The organism is Caryophanon latum (assembly GCF_001700325.1).
Lineage (GTDB): Bacteria > Bacillota > Bacilli > Bacillales_A > Planococcaceae > Caryophanon > Caryophanon latum.
Map to the genome: position 1 here is coordinate 1 of NZ_MATO01000039.1, position 15,101 is coordinate 15,101.

Below are 15,101 nucleotides of genomic sequence, written 5' to 3' on the forward strand. Positions count from 1 at the left end.
AAGTGATGATGGGAAAGAGGGCACACCTGTTCCCATACCGAACACAGCAGTTAAGCTCTTTAGAGCCGATGGTAGTTGTGTGTTTACCCCTGTGAGAGTAGGACGTCGCTTCGCACACACAAACCGATTAAGCTTCATGCTTAGTCGGTTTTTTGATTAGCGATTTTTACATCGCTAATCGATTATTTTCAGTCACAAAACGGAGATCAAAGCTTATTGTTATGGCAAAGACGGCAAAATTTTTTAGGAAAAAGCCCATCTCTCAACACTCTACAGCGATGAAGAACGAAACGGAGAGCGGGCTTGAGCGGTGCAGCGAGTGTAGTAAATGTTGCATCGATATCGCACTACGTTCAAAAACAAACATCGTATTCACCAATGAGCTTTAAACAGTTTATGTGCGATAAGTAACCGCAAAATGTTAGCTTAATGGTTATTTAATTCAAGTAATGTTGAAAAGCTGTGTTTTGTAAGAGAAAAGTGTCTCATATAGGATTTTCTACATTGCAAATAGGGTATTGAAAGACTAGGACGTGTCTAAAAACTCCAGAATTCAGTATACATAATAGCGAAGAACGAAATAGCGTTCTTTGTCATAACATGGCGTTGCTTTCCACATCGAGGCAGGCTTTCCGCGGACGTGGCGTGAGTCTTTCGTGTCACACTCACACTTTTCCGGCTGGAGTCCGCCTCTTGTTTCGAGCCTCGTTCGCATTCTAAATTTCAATCACCTTGTATATAGAATAAAAAGCGAAATTGTTTTAAAAAGATTATAAAACTACTTGTCACGGGATTTAGTATATGATATTATAATTCTTGTCTTGTTAAAAGATTTAAAAGCATGGCCCGTTGGTCAAGTGGTTAAGACACCGCCCTTTCACGGCGGTAACACGGGTTCGAATCCCGTACGGGTCACCATTAATTTTATACTTAGTAAGTAACAAAAGCCCATGGAGGATTAGCTCAGCTGGGAGAGCATCTGCCTTACAAGCAGAGGGTCGGCGGTTCGAGCCCGTCATCCTCCACCATCATTTTATTATGATTTGTTATTTACGGAGGGGTAGCGAAGTGGCTAAACGCGGCGGACTGTAAATCCGCTCCTTAGGGTTCGGCGGTTCGAATCCGTCCCCCTCCACCATTTTTTTATTTGTCCAAAATTTCATTGGGGTATAGCCAAGCGGTAAGGCAACGGATTTTGATTCCGTCATGCCCTGGTTCGAATCCAGGTACCCCAGCCATTTATGTGCTATTAGCTCAGTTGGTAGAGCATCTGACTTTTAATCAGAGGGTCGAAGGTTCGAGTCCTTCATGGCACATCATCGAAAAAACGGTAACTAACAACTTTGTTAGTTACCGTTTTTTTTTGCACAAAATAAGGGTTCTCAATTCAATACTTACATATGGCATGTGAGATATTGTATATCCAGCGTGTTGCTTATCCCGTTAATTAGCAATAGCGTATGGCGGCTCGCGATGCTTATGTGATTACTCAGCGCAGATCAATCTTCTATGGCTCGGCAGCGAATGCGATGTTCGTCATGGAGGCGGTTTACATGGACGTAGCGTTTATCGCCTTCCTCAAGCTTCCGCATCGCTCATCCTCGTCTTGAGTCACGAGCTTTTCTCCAAGGAGTCTCGTCGCACGCTCACCGCTACTCGTATACATCATTTATTTGCGGTTTGTTGCTGTAAATAATCCATTTCATAAATTTTCGAGTACTTGTTCTGAAATGTTTTCATCGTAGGAATTTCCAACTGCAAGCGACGATATGTGGGGGCGTGTAAACTTTTTTTGCTTAAACAATCTCATGAATTCGCTGAATCTTAATTTCATATGTTAACGTATAATGAAAGAGAATGAAAGGGAAGGTGAGAGAAGGAATGAATATTTTATCAAGTGTTTGGCTACATCCTAAAAAAACAGTGCGTCATATGATTGAGCATCGTTTATTACGACTTGCGATTGGCTTAATATTAGTAGCAGGATTTTTCGCTACGTTTATGCCAGTTGTAGATCCGGCAACGTATGGACTCGAAGGAGATGATGCGCTTGCGACAGAGCCGCTATCGTTTGTTGGGCTTCTTGTATCAGGCTTGTTATCATCGGTTTTTGCATTAATTATGATGTTTATTTCAGTAGGATTTATTTTCTTATTTGGTAAGCTATTTAAAGGTCAGGGGACGTATTGGGATGTGTTTCAAGCAACTGCTTTAGCAACGATTCCGACGATTGTTATGGGAATCATCGGCTTCGTTTGGGCGGCGTTGAGCATTAATACATTTAATAACGGTGATGCATTGTCGCCAATGATGATTGCGTATAGCATTGTGAGCTTAGTGTTAGGTGTATGGTCGATCGTCATTTCGATTGCAACGTTAGCTGAGGCGAACCGTTATTCTAACTGGCGCGCATTTTTCACACTGCTAATGCCGACGTTAATTGTCATTTTATTATTGGTCGTGTTCCTTTTAGCTGTTTTTGCGATGTTTGTGTAAAGATTGTGTGATGAGGGTATGTACAAAGTGAAGTTAAATCAGAAGGGGGCAGATTTTATGAGTTTATCGGACGATTTAAAGAGCACTGTGAACAAAGTAAAAGGTGAAATTAAAGAGCAAGTCGGCAATGCGACAGGTGATCGTGCAACCGAGCGCGATGGTCAAAAGGATAAGTTAAAAGGCAAGGTGCAGGAAGTTATCGGCGACGTGAAAGACAAGCTGAAACATAAATAATCGATAAGCGCTTATTGTAGGAAACGATGTTGTTTCGTACAATAAGCGCTTTTTTGTTATCGTGAGAAATATGAAGTTTAGCGTGAAATGAATTTTTTTTTGTTATAATGAAAACAGAAAAAATGAAACTTCTCAAGCTTTCATCCGTAAATGAATGTAGAGAAGCTGCAAGAGGTGGAGAGGAAGTCGCGATGGATGCGTTGATAAACAAACGAATAAAACAAGTGCTGAAGGGCGATCAAAGCGCATTTTCCGACATTGTAAGCCATTATCAGCATTCTCTATACCAAGTGTGCTATCGGATGCTTGGTAATAAACAAGAAGCAGAGGATATTGCCCAAGAAGCGTTTGTAAGAGCTTATATGAACTTGCATACGTTTGACCAAAAGCGAAAATTTTCAACATGGTTATATCGCATAGCGACGAATCTTTGTATCGATCGCTTACGTAAAAAGAAACCAGACTACTATTTAGATGCGGAAGTTGCCGGCACGGAAGGCTTGAATATGTATTCGCAAATTGCAACAGATGCACCATTGCCTGAAGAGGAGCTGGAGAAGATGGAGCTACAGGAGCGCGTACAGTATGAAATTAGTCGAATGCCGGAGAAGTATCGAGTCGTCGTCGTCTTAAAATATATTGAAGAATTGTCGCTACAGGAGATTAGCGAAGTGCTAGAGATGCCGCTTGGGACGGTGAAAACTCGATTGCATCGCGGACGAGAAGCGCTGAGAAAGCAGCTAAATTCTTTATAGGAGGGGGGCACAAGCATGATGAATAAATGCCCACAATACATTGTTGAGTATATGCATGAATATTTAGATGGAGATATTCACCGTGAACAAGAACTCGAATTAAAACATCATTTGCAAATGTGTTCGAATTGCCAACAACATATGCATGAGCTAAGTGATGCCATTGCTTTTATTAAAAGTACAACGCATATTTCAGCACCTCCAACGTTACAAGCGAATGTAATGCAACGTCTGCCGAAGCAAAAGCAACACGTAGGCATTCAAAAGTGGTTACGACGCCATCCATTTGTCGTAGCAGCGGCGACATTTACTTTGTTAATGGGTGGTACATTGTTAACAGGTTACAATGATAATGAGCAGTTTTCTGTGACGAAGCAGCCGAATCTAGTTGTAGACGGTCAGACGGTAATTGTACCTGAAGGCGAAGTTGTAAAAGGTGACATCGTCGTGCGTAACGGTGATATCGTTGTTGAAGGTGAAGTAGACGGAAACGTGACTGTAATCAACGGCGAATACATGGCATCTACATCTGTTGTGACAGGTGAAATTGAAAAAATTGATGCGGCATTTGAATGGCTATGGTATGAAATTAAATCGGCATTCAAAGACGCTGCAACGTTATTTAATAAAGAGGATGCAACAAATGAATAATACGTAGCGTCTATTAAAAGGTTGATTGATAAGTGTATGCTTATCGATCAATCTTTTTTGTTGAATTGAATACGATCTGTTATGTGGTGAAGTTGATTCACAATGCTTGCCTAGCGAATGAACGTATGACCGTTTCGTCAATCTCCGTTTGCGTTCGGTCAATGTAAGACGTCAATTTATGATATAATTTGAATATGTATTCGGAAAAAAGTGGGGGATGACCACGTGGACTTATTAAAGCAGTTAACAGATATTACAGCTGTTGAGGTGCTCATTAATATGGCTGATGTTTTAATTGTTTGGTATGTCATTTATATGATACTCAAGCTAATTCACGGAACGAAGGCTGTGCAGCTGTTAAAAGGGATTTTCATTATTATTATTGCACGTATTATTACGGTGTATTTAGAGCTCAATACGATTGGCTGGCTGTTGAAGCAAGTAATCGACTACGGATTTTTAGCGATCATTATTATTTTCCAGCCAGAAATTCGTCGTGCGTTAGAGCAAATTGGGCGCGGGAAGTTTTTCCAACGTACGAGTGGGCAAGAGGAAGAGGAGCGCGCTCGCTTAGTTGAGGCGATGAAAAAGTCGGTCAGCTACATGGCAAAACGACGCATCGGTGCGCTTATTTCAATCGAGCGTGAGACGGGCTTAAACGAATATATTGAGACGGGCATTCCGATGCAGGCGCACATTTCGTCGGAGCTATTGATTAATATTTTCATTCCGAACACGCCGCTGCATGATGGGGCGGTTATTATTCAAGGTGGGAAAATCGCGGCAGCAGCAGGCTATTTACCGCTATCGGAAAGTGCGTTTATTTCGAAGGAGCTTGGAACGCGCCACCGTGCAGCACTTGGCTTAAGTGAAGTAACGGATGCGATTACAGTCATTGTCTCAGAGGAAACAGGTGCGATTAGTATTGCCGATGCTGGGAATTTATATCGCAATTTAACGATTGATGAATTTGAAGCGCAACTACGTAAATTATGGTTTGGCTCAGCATCAACGACCAAGGAAAAATCAAAATGGTCATTGAGGGGGAGAAATAATGGATAGTAAATGGACACTGCGTTTAACAGCGCTTGGCTTAGCGTTATTACTATTTTTTACAGTGCGCTCAGAATTAAATCCCGCACAAACGGAAGGTCGAGTAGACAATCAAGGCTCGTTTGAAATATTACGTGATGTGCCGTTAGAAGTATTTTATGACGATGCGACATTAATTGTAACAGGTATGCCAGAGACGGTCGATGTAACGATTCAAGGCTCGTCAAAGGACGTGACACAAGCGACGTTATTTAAAGATTTTACAGTGTTTGCGGATTTAGAGTCTCTTAGCATAGGGCAGCACCAAGTCGCGTTACAGCACGAAAATTTATCGGACAACTTGACGGTGACGATCGAGCCTGCGCTTGTTGAGGTGACAATAGATGAAAAAGTATCGAAGGAGTTCACGATTGAGCCGGAAATTAATACGCGCTTAATTGGTGAAAACTACTCGCTACGCAGCATTCAAGTATCGCCAAATAAAGTGCTCGTAACAGGTGCGAAAACGGTCGTAGAAAGCATTAACGCAGTGAAGGCAACCGCTTCACCAGATGAGGTTATTAACGATGATTTCACGCAGCTTGTAAACGTCAAAGTGTTAGACCGTGATTTAAACCGTTTAAACGTTACGACGTCGCCAGAGCAAGTGCGTGTTGATGTATCGCTTGAGCCGTATTCGAAGCGTGTTCCTCTTGTGCTATCAGAGCAAGGAGAGCTACCAGATGGATTGACGCTTGAGCACATTTCATTGCAGCAACAATCGGCAAAGCTTTACGGCACGAAATCGTTTATCGAATCACTCGCTGAATATGCGATTGAAGTGGATTTAAGTAAAATTAAGCAATCGGGCACGCAAAAAATTACGATTCCGTTAAAGGATGGCGTAACGAGTGTAGAGCCGACATCGGTTACAGTGGAAATTGATGTGGCGGAAAAAGAAGAGGGATAAAGTGCTGTAAAAATACCGCTTTTAGATTGCATAAAAAGGGTGTATGATAAAAGCGGTTTATTTTGAACAAGACATTGATGAAACTTTACATACTTAAAGGAGAGAATTAAACATGGGTAAATATTTCGGTACAGACGGTGTACGCGGTGTTGCAAACACAGAATTAACACCAGAATTAGCGTTTAAATTAGGACGCTGTGGTGGTTACGTGTTAACGCAACACGCAGCAGGTCGTGCAAAAGTGTTAGTTGGTTTAGATACACGTGTATCAGGAGCGATGCTAGAGAGCGCACTTGTTGCAGGGCTATTATCAATCGGTGTCGAAGTCATGCGCTTAGGTGTTATTAGCACACCAGGTGTTGCATATCTTTCACGCATTATGAACGCAGATGCTGGAGTGATGATTTCAGCGTCACATAACCCAGTTGCGGATAACGGCATTAAGTTTTTCGGTCCAGACGGCTTTAAATTAACGGACGATCAAGAAGCACAAATTGAGGCATTATTAGATGCAGAAGATACGTTACCACGCCCAGTTGGCACGGAACTTAGCTCAATTACAGAATACTTCGAAGGCGGACAAAAATATATTTCTTACTTAAAAGGTACAGTGGACGAGGAGTTCGGCGGCTTACACGTAGCGCTTGACTGTGCGCACGGTGCAACATCTCCACTTGCGACGCATTTATTTGCGGACTTAGAAGCGGACATTTCAACGATGGGTGCTTCTCCAGACGGCTACAACATTAATGCAGGCGTTGGTTCAACTCACCCAGAGGCACTTGCTGCATTCGTAACAGAGCGCGGCGCAGATGTCGGCTTAGCGTTCGATGGCGATGGCGACCGTGTCATTGCAGTAGACGAAAAAGGGCAAATTGTAGACGGCGACCAAATTATGTACATCGTCGGCAAATATTTAAACGAAAAAGGTCGTCTAAAAAAATCGACAGTCGTTTCTACCGTTATGAGTAACATGGGCTTCTACAAAGCGCTTGGTGAAAACAGCATCGACTCTGTACAAACAGCAGTTGGTGACCGTTACGTAGTAGAAGAAATGCGCAAAAACGATTACAACTTCGGCGGTGAGCAATCAGGGCATATCGTATTCCTTGATTACAACACGACAGGCGACGGTTTATTAACAGGCTTACAGCTCGTGAACATTATGAAAGTAACAGGCAAAAAGCTATCTGAGCTAGCGGCGGAAATGACAATTTTCCCTCAAGAGCTAGTTAACGTGCGCGTGACAGATAAGCATGCTGTAACGCAAAACGACAAAGTAGCCGCGATCATTGCACAAGTGGAGACAGAAATGAACGGTGACGGTCGCGTATTAGTGCGTCCTTCAGGTACAGAGCCACTTGTACGTGTCATGGTAGAAGCGGCAACAGAAGCGGCGTGTAAAGATTACGTAACACGCATTGCAGACGTAGTACGCGCTGAAATGGGCTTAACGGAATAATAGAAGCAGGCGGTGCATTCGTAAATAGACGGATGCATCGCCTTTTTGTGGACACAATGTTTCAGCGCATGACAAAAGGGAAAAGTATTAAAAATCTGATGTATGAAGGAGTGTTTCAATTGGCAAAAGTAGCAACGGTGTTAGCGAACGATTTTGAAGATAGCGAGTTCACAAGCCCGAAAGAAGCGTTAGAAGAAGCAGGTCATGAAGTCGTAACGATCGGTTTTCAAGCAGGCGACGTCGTAAAAGGGAAAAAGGATGGAACGGCGGTGACGATTCAATACGGTATTGAGGACGTAACACCTGCTGATTTTGATGCGCTACTCATTCCGGGTGGCTATTCACCAGACATTTTGCGCGGCGATGATCGGTTCGTCGCATTTGCAAAGCAGTATATGGATGACATGAAGCCAGTGTTTACAATTTGCCACGGACCGCAGCTATTAATTAATACGGAAACGCTTAAAGGGCGAGACATTACAGGTGTGAAGCCGATCGTCATCGATTTGAAAAATGCGGGTGCTAAGTTTCATGATGTCGAAGTGTTCGTTTGTCAAAATCAGCTCGTCTCTAGTCGTACACCAGCAGATTTACCGGCATTTAATCGTGAAATCGTCAAGCTGCTTGCGAAATAAGGAACTATGCTGCCTCGAGTGATATATCGAGGTAGCTTTTTTTGGAAAATGACGTTTACACACATCCGATGACGGGAAATAAGTATAAGCATTCGTCTTTTACGTTCAATATGTAACGCAGTGATGTAAGGAACGACATCATATTTTTATTGAAAATGATTTGACGTTTTTTTATGTTTTAATGTATGATAAACGTGCTTGTTCAAAAGGTTGAATGTCTTTTAATGGCAAGCGCTACATAAAAAGGAGGACCACATTAGGAAAACAGTTATAGCGCCAGAGCTAAAAAAATCGGACGACACATATTTTTAGCTGACGAGGTGGAGGAGTATCGAAATTTCGGCGGATGCCTCCCGACTTTTAGCCAAGTCGAAAAAGAACGGATCGGAAAACGGTTGAGCAATCGGTCGGACAACGATGCGTTTACGGCACATTTAAAATAAGAATGAAAGCCCTCGCTACAAGCAGTCAGCATTGTCGCTTGTTTTTGGCTTGTCATTCGAGTGGCTTTCTTTAGAGGAGCTTTTTTATATGTGTGGAATTGTAGGATATATTGGCGAAGTAGATGCAAAGGAAGTTTTATTAAAGGGGCTTGAGAAGCTAGAATACCGCGGCTACGACTCAGCAGGTATTGCAGTACGCAACGAACAAGGCATTACAGTGTTCAAGGAAAAAGGACGCATTGCCGACTTACGCGCAGCTGTCGATACGAGCGTAGAAGCATCAGTAGGAATCGGGCATACACGTTGGGCAACACACGGCGTACCGAACCGCAAAAACGCCCACCCGCATCAAAGCGCATCAGGACGTTTTACGCTTGTGCATAACGGGGTCATCGAAAACTATCATTTACTACAAAAAGCGTACTTAAAAGGAATTCAAGTCGCTTCAGATACAGATACAGAAATTATCGTACAGCTTGTTGATTTATTCGTATCAGAAGGTTTATCGACAGAAGATGCATTCCGTAAAACGCTCGGCTTATTGCATGGCTCATACGCACTTGCTTTACTCGATAGCGAAGATGCGGACGTTATTTACGTGGCGAAAAACAAATCACCGTTACTTGTTGGCGTAGCAGATACGTTCAACGTCATTGCATCAGACGCGATGGCGATGCTGCAAGTGACGAATCAGTTTATGGAGCTGCACGATAAAGAAGTCGTGCTCGTGCGCAAAGATGGCGTGACGATCACAAGCTTAGAAGGTACAGTGCTAGAGCGCGAGCCGTTTACAGCACAGCTTGACGCAAGCGATATCGAAAAAGGTACGTACCCACATTACATGTTAAAAGAAATGGACGAGCAGCCGACTGTCATTCGTAAAATTATGCAAGCTTATTCAAACGAAGCGGGCGAGCTAACGATTGATGCGGACATTTTACAGGCGCTGCAAGAAGCGGATCGCCTATACATTATCGCAGCAGGTACGAGCTATCACGCAGGCTTAGTCGGCAAAGAATACTTCGAAAAAATTGCACGCATTCCAGTAGAAGTGCACATTTCATCAGAGTTTGGCTACAACATGCCACTGCTGTCACAAAAGCCGCTATTCATCTTCATCTCACAATCAGGTGAAACAGCCGATAGCCGCCAAGTGCTCGTGAAAATTAAAGAGCTCGGCTACAAGGCGTTAACGATGACGAACGTGCCAGGCTCAACGCTTTCACGAGAAGCGGACTACACGTTATTACTGCATGCAGGTCCAGAAATCGCCGTAGCGTCAACGAAAGCATACGTTGCCCAAATTGCCGTGCTTGCCGTCGCTGCATACGTAACAGCAGGCGAAACGGACTTTGATTTAAAGCAAGAGCTAGCGATTGCAGCAAACAACATTCAAGCGATTATTGAGCGCAAAGACCGCTTAGAAAAAATTGCAGAAGATTATTTAAAAATCGCACGCAACGCTTTCTTCATCGGACGCAACTTAGACTTCTGCGTATCGCTTGAAGGCGCACTGAAGCTAAAAGAAATTTCATATATCCAAGCAGAAGGTTTTGCTGGTGGTGAATTAAAGCACGGCACAATCGCATTGATCGAAGACGGCACACCGGTATTTGCGATCGTGACGCAAAAAGCAGTTGCCCTTAACATTCGCGGTAACGTTAAAGAAGTAACTGCACGCGGCGCCAATGCATGCATCATTTCAATGGAAGGCATGGCAGAGGACGACGACGCCTTCATCTTACCGAAAACGCACCCGCTGTTAACGCCGTTAGTAAGTGTCGTGCCATTACAACTCATTAGCTATTATGCAGCACTGCACCGCCGATGTGATGTGGATAAACCACGTAACTTAGCGAAGTCAGTGACGGTGGAGTAGGAAATATGTAAAAAATCCTCTTTAGATTATCATGATCTAGAGGGGATTTTTTGATGGGGGAGATTGGAATAATGGACGTATTAGTTGAAAAAAGCACTTAAATTTAATGCAATTTTTTGAAGGCTACGTGAATTGTTATCGCACAATGAATTTGTCAGCCGACCACAATACATCGATGTTTACAAAAAGAGAAATAGAATTTTTTATGAAACTAGGCGAAATGCTAGGCTTTCATGTGTTTATTGAGGATTTTAAGCCAAATGAAGAACTAGGACGCTCTCGACCGATGGATTTAGCTTGGTGGAAATGGGATGCGCGCATTGACTTGAAACATTATGCATATTTGGCTTTGCATTTAGAGCGAGAAAGCTTAGCGCAAAAAGATATCGAAACGATTGATAAGCTATTTTCAACGACAGATAGCGGATACGTTCCACATAATGTAATCGGCATTCAATACGTTACAAGTGCGGACAGAATGGATCTGCTAAATGAAAGAATTCTTGAAAAAAATAAAGTGCAGCAGTCGAATGTGCTCATTGTGTATCGCTATATAGATGACGTATTAAATGTGCAACGAGTACATGCATATAGCATTACAAATGAAGGAATAAAAGAGGAACGTAACGCAATTCTTCAGCAAGACCGACTCGGCTATTACTACATGTGCTTTGAGGAAGAGTATGCGCGTATTAAATAGGAAAACATATTATAGAGCTCGTTAATCTTGTTCAACTAAAACTTCTATTTCAAGTTTGTGTATCGCTAAATTACACGTATAGCTTACAAATCGATTGATACGATGATACATATTGTTTGTAACAATAATTACAGCAATTGGAACGATAAACATGTATGCACCTAACTGGAATACGTATATAAAAAAGAGAGAGAGTGCGAGAATCGATGCATTAAAATAAAAAGCATTTCTTATTTTGTCGCCTACTTTACCTATTTTACGCAAAAAGGATATGTGGTCTAGTTCCTCCTTTTCAGCGTGTTCATCGGAAAGACTATCGAAAAATTTATGCATTTCCTTTAACTCTTTCTCGCTCGAAATATAACTTAAAATGAAGTAAGTTACGTTTAGCAGCATGACAACTACAAATAACAATAAAACGTTCATTGTATACACGTCCTTTCTAACGTAGTAAGTAGCTTCTAGTTTCAATAAGTCATTCATTTTACTAAAAAGCTAATATAGACATTTACCCAAAATATTATAAATAGCGTATAAAATATAAAAAAGTTCAAAGTGTTTATTAAAATTTTTCGTATAATCTACAACACTTTTCAAGCAAATATCCGAATTTCTAAAACCGTCTGAACAACCAATGCTATAATTAATACGGATCATATACATAGCACAACTGGTTGAAATGGAGGAACATACATGATTTTGGAGAAGACGCTTGCCAATCGGGAGTCGTATAAGCCGCTGTTGTTAATGGCGGATGAGGATGAGCAAATTTTAAATCGTTACATTGGCGAGGGCGATTTGTATGAAATGCGTGTGAATGACGACATTATTGGAGTCGCGCTGTTTATTCCTGTCGATGAGGAAACGATTGAGCTACGAAATATCGCATTGCGTCCGTCGTATCGCGGGCAAGGGGTAGCGAAAGAAATGATTATGCAGGCGGAGACGATTTTTGCCGCGAAGCAATATACGCGCATTATCGTTGGGACGGCGAACTGCAATTTAAACAACGTGGCGCTGTATCAAAAGCTCGGCTTCCGCATGTACGACATTAAGCGTGATTTTTTCGCACAGCATAAAAAGCCGCAATATGAGCAAGGGATGCAAGCGATTGATTTTTGGATGTTTGAAAAAAATTTGAAATAAATGACGGGAAGTGGAAAGGTTTTATCCTTTTCCACTTTTCTTTTTGTATAATAAAGGATAGCTCGTCACAAAGATCGTCGTGGCGAGCGAAAAGGTTGAACAAATTTAAGGGAGGTTACATATATGAAGAAGTACGTAGCACAGCTGCTAATGTTTTGCTTAGTGTTAACGGCGACATTTTCAACAGCAAGTGCGCAGCTATTTACGGACGTGAAAGAAACGAGCAATTCGTATGCACCACTTCAATATTTAGCAGATGCTGGTGTCATTGAAGCGGATTCAGAAAGCGCGTTTCGTGTAACGGAGGCGATTACGCGATACGAAGCGGCGGAAATGCTCGTAAAGGCATTGAAGCTAGATACAGAATTACGTCCATTGCCAACGTATGCAGATATTGCGGCAGATGATGTGCGTATGCCAGTCATTGCAACGGTAACGGAACTAGGCATTATGAGTGGATCAGAAGGTGCGTTCAATCCGGACGGTCAGTTAACGCGTGCGCAGGCAGCAGGCATTATTACGCGTGCGTTCGGTTTAACGACAACATCGACGGATACATTCCCAGACGTTGCGGCAACACATTGGGCAGCGAGCGCCATTCAAGCATTAGTAGGAAATCAAATTACGACAGGCTTTGAAGACGGTACATATCGTCCAGCTGGCAAAGTAACGCGCGGCAACTTCGCGGTGTTCGTGGCGCGTGTGTTAAAGCCAGAGTTCCGCGTTGCTAAAAATGAAGTGCCGATAACGCCTGCACCAGTGCCGGAGCCAACACCGGTAGCACCTGCTGCAAGCTGTGAGAAGGAAACGACGCAAACGACATACAAAGTAGACGTAGCGGTTGCGAACTTATGGAAGTATTACAATAAAGCGCGTACTGTTGACCGTCCTTCTTTAACGAATCCGGTTGATTATAAAGCGTGGCTAAACAGCATGTCACTTTCACAAAAGAAATGGCTTGTAGGGCAAACAGATACACAAGCGTTATACGGCGATGAAGTCGTATTGCTTGAAACGCGCGGCAGTTGGTCACGTGTTGCAGCAAAAGGTCAATACGTACCATATCAAAAAGAAGGGTATCCAGGCTGGGTACCAACTGCACAAATTGTAAAAACGAACAAAAACTATGATGAATGTGCAATTGCGATCATTACAGCAGATAAAGCACCATTATATGATGATGATTATAAAACGGTTCATATTGAAGTGAGCTACGCAACGATTTTACCAGTCATTAAAGAAGCGGGTAACTATTACATCGTGCAAACACCGAGCGACGGTACGAAATTACTGAAAAAAGGGCATGCGAAATCATTCCAAGATTACAGCGATGTACCGAAACCGTCTGCACAAACGATTATTGATGAGGCGAAGCGCTTCTTAAACTTACCGTACTTATGGGCAGGTACGTCTTCATGGGGCTATGACTGTTCAGGTATTTTACATGCGGTATTCCGCGCGCACGGCATTATGATTCCACGTGATTCATTCTACCAAGCGACAAAAGGTACAGCAGTAGCGAAAAAGAACTTACAGCCAGGCGATTTAGTGTTCTTTGCATACGAAGGTGGGAAAGGCAAAGTGTATCACGTTGGTTTATACATCGGTAACGGTCAAATGTTACATGCACCGAGCTACGCATCAAAAGTACGCATCGAGCCATTAAACGCAGGCGTATATTTACGCAACTACGCGGGCGCTCGTCGCTACTTATAATTTCTCAGCGATCATTCGAAGCTATTTCGAGTGGTCGCTTTTTGTTATACTCTCTAATAGTAGATTGTATGAATTCATAACGAGGAGAGAACGACATGCAGCACATTTTATCGTTTTTACATACGGCTGAAAAATTAAAGATGGAGCTGCGTCACAGTTGGCTAAGCGACGGTCGCCAAGAAAGTGTTGCTGAGCATACGTGGCGTCTTACGTTAATTGCGATGACGCTTGAGCCGCACTTTAAACAGCCAGTTAATATGGAGAAGCTGCTGAAAATGCTCATCATTCACGATTTAGCCGAAGTCGCAATCGGAGACATTCCAGCATTTGAAGTGAGCGAGCGCAAAAACAACAAACATGAAATGGAAGCGGCCGCGATGAAGCGCATTTGCGAAACACTTGGCGAACAAGGCGATGCATTTTTTGCGCTATGGCAAGAAGGCGAAGCGAAAGAAACATATGAGGCAAAGGTTGCGAATGCGATCGATAAGCTAGAAGCACAGCTGCAACATAACGAAGCGGGCGTTCATACGTGGCTGCCAATTGAGCATGAAATGACATTCCGCCTCGATCAGCATACGCAGTTTGATGAAACACTTAAAGCGCTGCGAGCCGTTATTGTAGATGAAGCAATCGATAAAATGAAACAGGCGAACAGCCCGTACATCGCTAAATAACAATGAGCAGACGGTGATCGATATTGCCGTCTGTATAAACTTTAAAAACTTTTTAAAAAAAAGGGTTGCGCAATGAAAAGTTATCATGTTATTATATTGAAGTCGCCAAGAGAGCGGCAAACAAAATTAGCTGAAAAAACTTTTTAGAAAAGTTGTTGACAAAAAGTTGGTTAAGATGCTAAGATATAGAAGTTCGCTCGAGACAGCGACATGAACCTTGAAAACTGAACAACAAACGTTGATGAAACATAGCTAGTTCAATCTAGCAAACAATTTTGGACATCATAATTGATGCCAGCAACATT

Annotated in this window: 14 protein-coding genes, 5 tRNA genes and 1 rRNA gene; 19 read left to right on the top strand and 1 reads right to left on the bottom strand. The window is 42.6% G+C overall.

Features of this window, described 5'->3' with window-relative positions:
- From rrf to A6K76_RS10945, 16 genes are all read left to right on the top strand, one after another.
- A 5S ribosomal RNA gene (rrf, locus tag A6K76_RS10870) occupies positions 1 to 114 on the top strand; the annotation flags it as partial.
- A 729-nt stretch (positions 115 to 843) separates the two neighbouring features.
- A tRNA-Glu gene (locus A6K76_RS10875) sits at positions 844 to 918 on the top strand.
- A 34-nt stretch (positions 919 to 952) separates the two neighbouring features.
- A tRNA-Val gene (locus A6K76_RS10880) sits at positions 953 to 1,028 on the top strand.
- Between the two features lie 26 nt (positions 1,029 to 1,054).
- Positions 1,055 to 1,138 (top strand) — tRNA-Tyr (locus tag A6K76_RS10885).
- A gap of 25 nt (positions 1,139 to 1,163) precedes the next feature.
- A tRNA-Gln gene (locus A6K76_RS10890) sits at positions 1,164 to 1,238 on the top strand.
- Positions 1,239 to 1,243: 5 nt separating this feature from the next.
- A tRNA-Lys gene (locus A6K76_RS10895) sits at positions 1,244 to 1,316 on the top strand.
- Between the two features lie 565 nt (positions 1,317 to 1,881).
- Complete coding sequence (locus tag A6K76_RS10900) at positions 1,882 to 2,496, top strand: Yip1 family protein (protein WP_066464988.1); 615 nt, start codon at positions 1,882 to 1,884, stop codon at positions 2,494 to 2,496.
- Positions 2,497 to 2,553: 57 nt separating this feature from the next.
- A complete protein-coding gene (locus A6K76_RS10905; protein ID WP_066464990.1) occupies positions 2,554 to 2,730 on the top strand; it encodes a CsbD family protein in 177 nt (58 codons plus the stop codon).
- Positions 2,731 to 2,921: 191 nt separating this feature from the next.
- Positions 2,922 to 3,485 carry an RNA polymerase sigma factor SigW gene (sigW, locus tag A6K76_RS10910; protein ID WP_066464995.1) on the top strand — a complete coding sequence of 188 codons (564 nt, stop codon included), beginning with the start codon at positions 2,922 to 2,924 and terminating at the stop codon, positions 3,483 to 3,485.
- An 18-nt stretch (positions 3,486 to 3,503) separates the two neighbouring features.
- Positions 3,504 to 4,136: a zf-HC2 domain-containing protein gene (locus tag A6K76_RS10915; protein WP_066465018.1), complete on the top strand. Its 633-nt coding sequence runs from the start codon at positions 3,504 to 3,506 to the stop codon at positions 4,134 to 4,136.
- Between the two features lie 225 nt (positions 4,137 to 4,361).
- Positions 4,362 to 5,198, top strand: coding sequence for a diadenylate cyclase CdaA (gene cdaA, locus A6K76_RS10920; protein ID WP_083995402.1), 837 nt, complete (start codon positions 4,362 to 4,364; stop codon positions 5,196 to 5,198).
- On the top strand, positions 5,191 to 6,138 hold the full coding sequence (locus tag A6K76_RS10925) for a CdaR family protein (protein ID WP_066464997.1): 948 nt from the start codon (positions 5,191 to 5,193) through the stop codon (positions 6,136 to 6,138). The genes cdaA and A6K76_RS10925 overlap by 8 nt, the downstream gene beginning before the upstream one ends.
- Before the next feature lie 112 nt (positions 6,139 to 6,250).
- Positions 6,251 to 7,600 carry a phosphoglucosamine mutase gene (gene glmM, locus A6K76_RS10930; RefSeq protein WP_066464998.1) on the top strand — a complete coding sequence of 450 codons (1,350 nt, stop codon included), beginning with the start codon at positions 6,251 to 6,253 and terminating at the stop codon, positions 7,598 to 7,600.
- Positions 7,601 to 7,719: 119 nt separating this feature from the next.
- Positions 7,720 to 8,235 (top strand): type 1 glutamine amidotransferase domain-containing protein, encoded by a 516-nt coding sequence (locus tag A6K76_RS10935; RefSeq protein WP_066464999.1) that lies wholly within the window; start codon positions 7,720 to 7,722, stop codon positions 8,233 to 8,235.
- 531 nt (positions 8,236 to 8,766) lie between these two features.
- Positions 8,767 to 10,557, top strand: a complete 1,791-nt coding sequence (gene glmS / locus A6K76_RS10940; protein WP_066465000.1) for a glutamine--fructose-6-phosphate transaminase (isomerizing) — start codon at positions 8,767 to 8,769, stop codon at positions 10,555 to 10,557.
- A gap of 205 nt (positions 10,558 to 10,762) precedes the next feature.
- Positions 10,763 to 11,257 carry a hypothetical protein gene (locus A6K76_RS10945; protein WP_245671981.1) on the top strand — a complete coding sequence of 165 codons (495 nt, stop codon included), beginning with the start codon at positions 10,763 to 10,765 and terminating at the stop codon, positions 11,255 to 11,257.
- Between the two features lie 21 nt (positions 11,258 to 11,278).
- Here A6K76_RS10945 and A6K76_RS10950 read toward each other — a convergent pair whose 3' ends face one another.
- Positions 11,279 to 11,683 carry a hypothetical protein gene (locus A6K76_RS10950; protein ID WP_066465004.1) on the bottom strand — a complete coding sequence of 135 codons (405 nt, stop codon included), beginning with the start codon at positions 11,681 to 11,683 and terminating at the stop codon, positions 11,279 to 11,281.
- A 267-nt stretch (positions 11,684 to 11,950) separates the two neighbouring features.
- Between A6K76_RS10950 and A6K76_RS10955 the strand changes: the two genes are divergently transcribed.
- The 3 genes from A6K76_RS10955 (at position 11,951) to A6K76_RS10965 (ending at position 14,796) form a co-directional block, all read left to right on the top strand.
- Positions 11,951 to 12,403 (top strand): GNAT family N-acetyltransferase, encoded by a 453-nt coding sequence (locus A6K76_RS10955; protein ID WP_066465009.1) that lies wholly within the window; start codon positions 11,951 to 11,953, stop codon positions 12,401 to 12,403.
- 123 nt (positions 12,404 to 12,526) lie between these two features.
- Positions 12,527 to 14,119 (top strand): S-layer homology domain-containing protein, encoded by a 1,593-nt coding sequence (locus A6K76_RS10960; RefSeq protein WP_066465014.1) that lies wholly within the window; start codon positions 12,527 to 12,529, stop codon positions 14,117 to 14,119.
- Between the two features lie 95 nt (positions 14,120 to 14,214).
- Positions 14,215 to 14,796, top strand: coding sequence for an HD domain-containing protein (locus A6K76_RS10965; RefSeq protein ID WP_066465016.1), 582 nt, complete (start codon positions 14,215 to 14,217; stop codon positions 14,794 to 14,796).
- Positions 14,797 to 15,101: the final 305 nt, after the last annotated feature.

Coding starts and splice junctions, on each gene's coding strand:
- A6K76_RS10900 (WP_066464988.1), top strand. CDS start 1,882: ATGAATATTTTATCAAGTGTTTGGCTACATCCTAAAAAAACAGTGCGT.
- A6K76_RS10905 (WP_066464990.1), top strand. CDS start 2,554: ATGAGTTTATCGGACGATTTAAAGAGCACTGTGAACAAAGTAAAAGGT.
- sigW (WP_066464995.1), top strand. CDS start 2,922: ATGGATGCGTTGATAAACAAACGAATAAAACAAGTGCTGAAGGGCGAT.
- A6K76_RS10915 (WP_066465018.1), top strand. CDS start 3,504: ATGAATAAATGCCCACAATACATTGTTGAGTATATGCATGAATATTTA.
- A6K76_RS10925 (WP_066464997.1), top strand. CDS start 5,191: ATGGATAGTAAATGGACACTGCGTTTAACAGCGCTTGGCTTAGCGTTA.
- glmM (WP_066464998.1), top strand. CDS start 6,251: ATGGGTAAATATTTCGGTACAGACGGTGTACGCGGTGTTGCAAACACA.
- glmS (WP_066465000.1), top strand. CDS start 8,767: ATGTGTGGAATTGTAGGATATATTGGCGAAGTAGATGCAAAGGAAGTT.
- A6K76_RS10945 (WP_245671981.1), top strand. CDS start 10,763: ATGAAACTAGGCGAAATGCTAGGCTTTCATGTGTTTATTGAGGATTTT.
- A6K76_RS10950 (WP_066465004.1), bottom strand. CDS start 11,683: ATGAACGTTTTATTGTTATTTGTAGTTGTCATGCTGCTAAACGTAACT.
- A6K76_RS10955 (WP_066465009.1), top strand. CDS start 11,951: ATGATTTTGGAGAAGACGCTTGCCAATCGGGAGTCGTATAAGCCGCTG.
- A6K76_RS10960 (WP_066465014.1), top strand. CDS start 12,527: ATGAAGAAGTACGTAGCACAGCTGCTAATGTTTTGCTTAGTGTTAACG.
- A6K76_RS10965 (WP_066465016.1), top strand. CDS start 14,215: ATGCAGCACATTTTATCGTTTTTACATACGGCTGAAAAATTAAAGATG.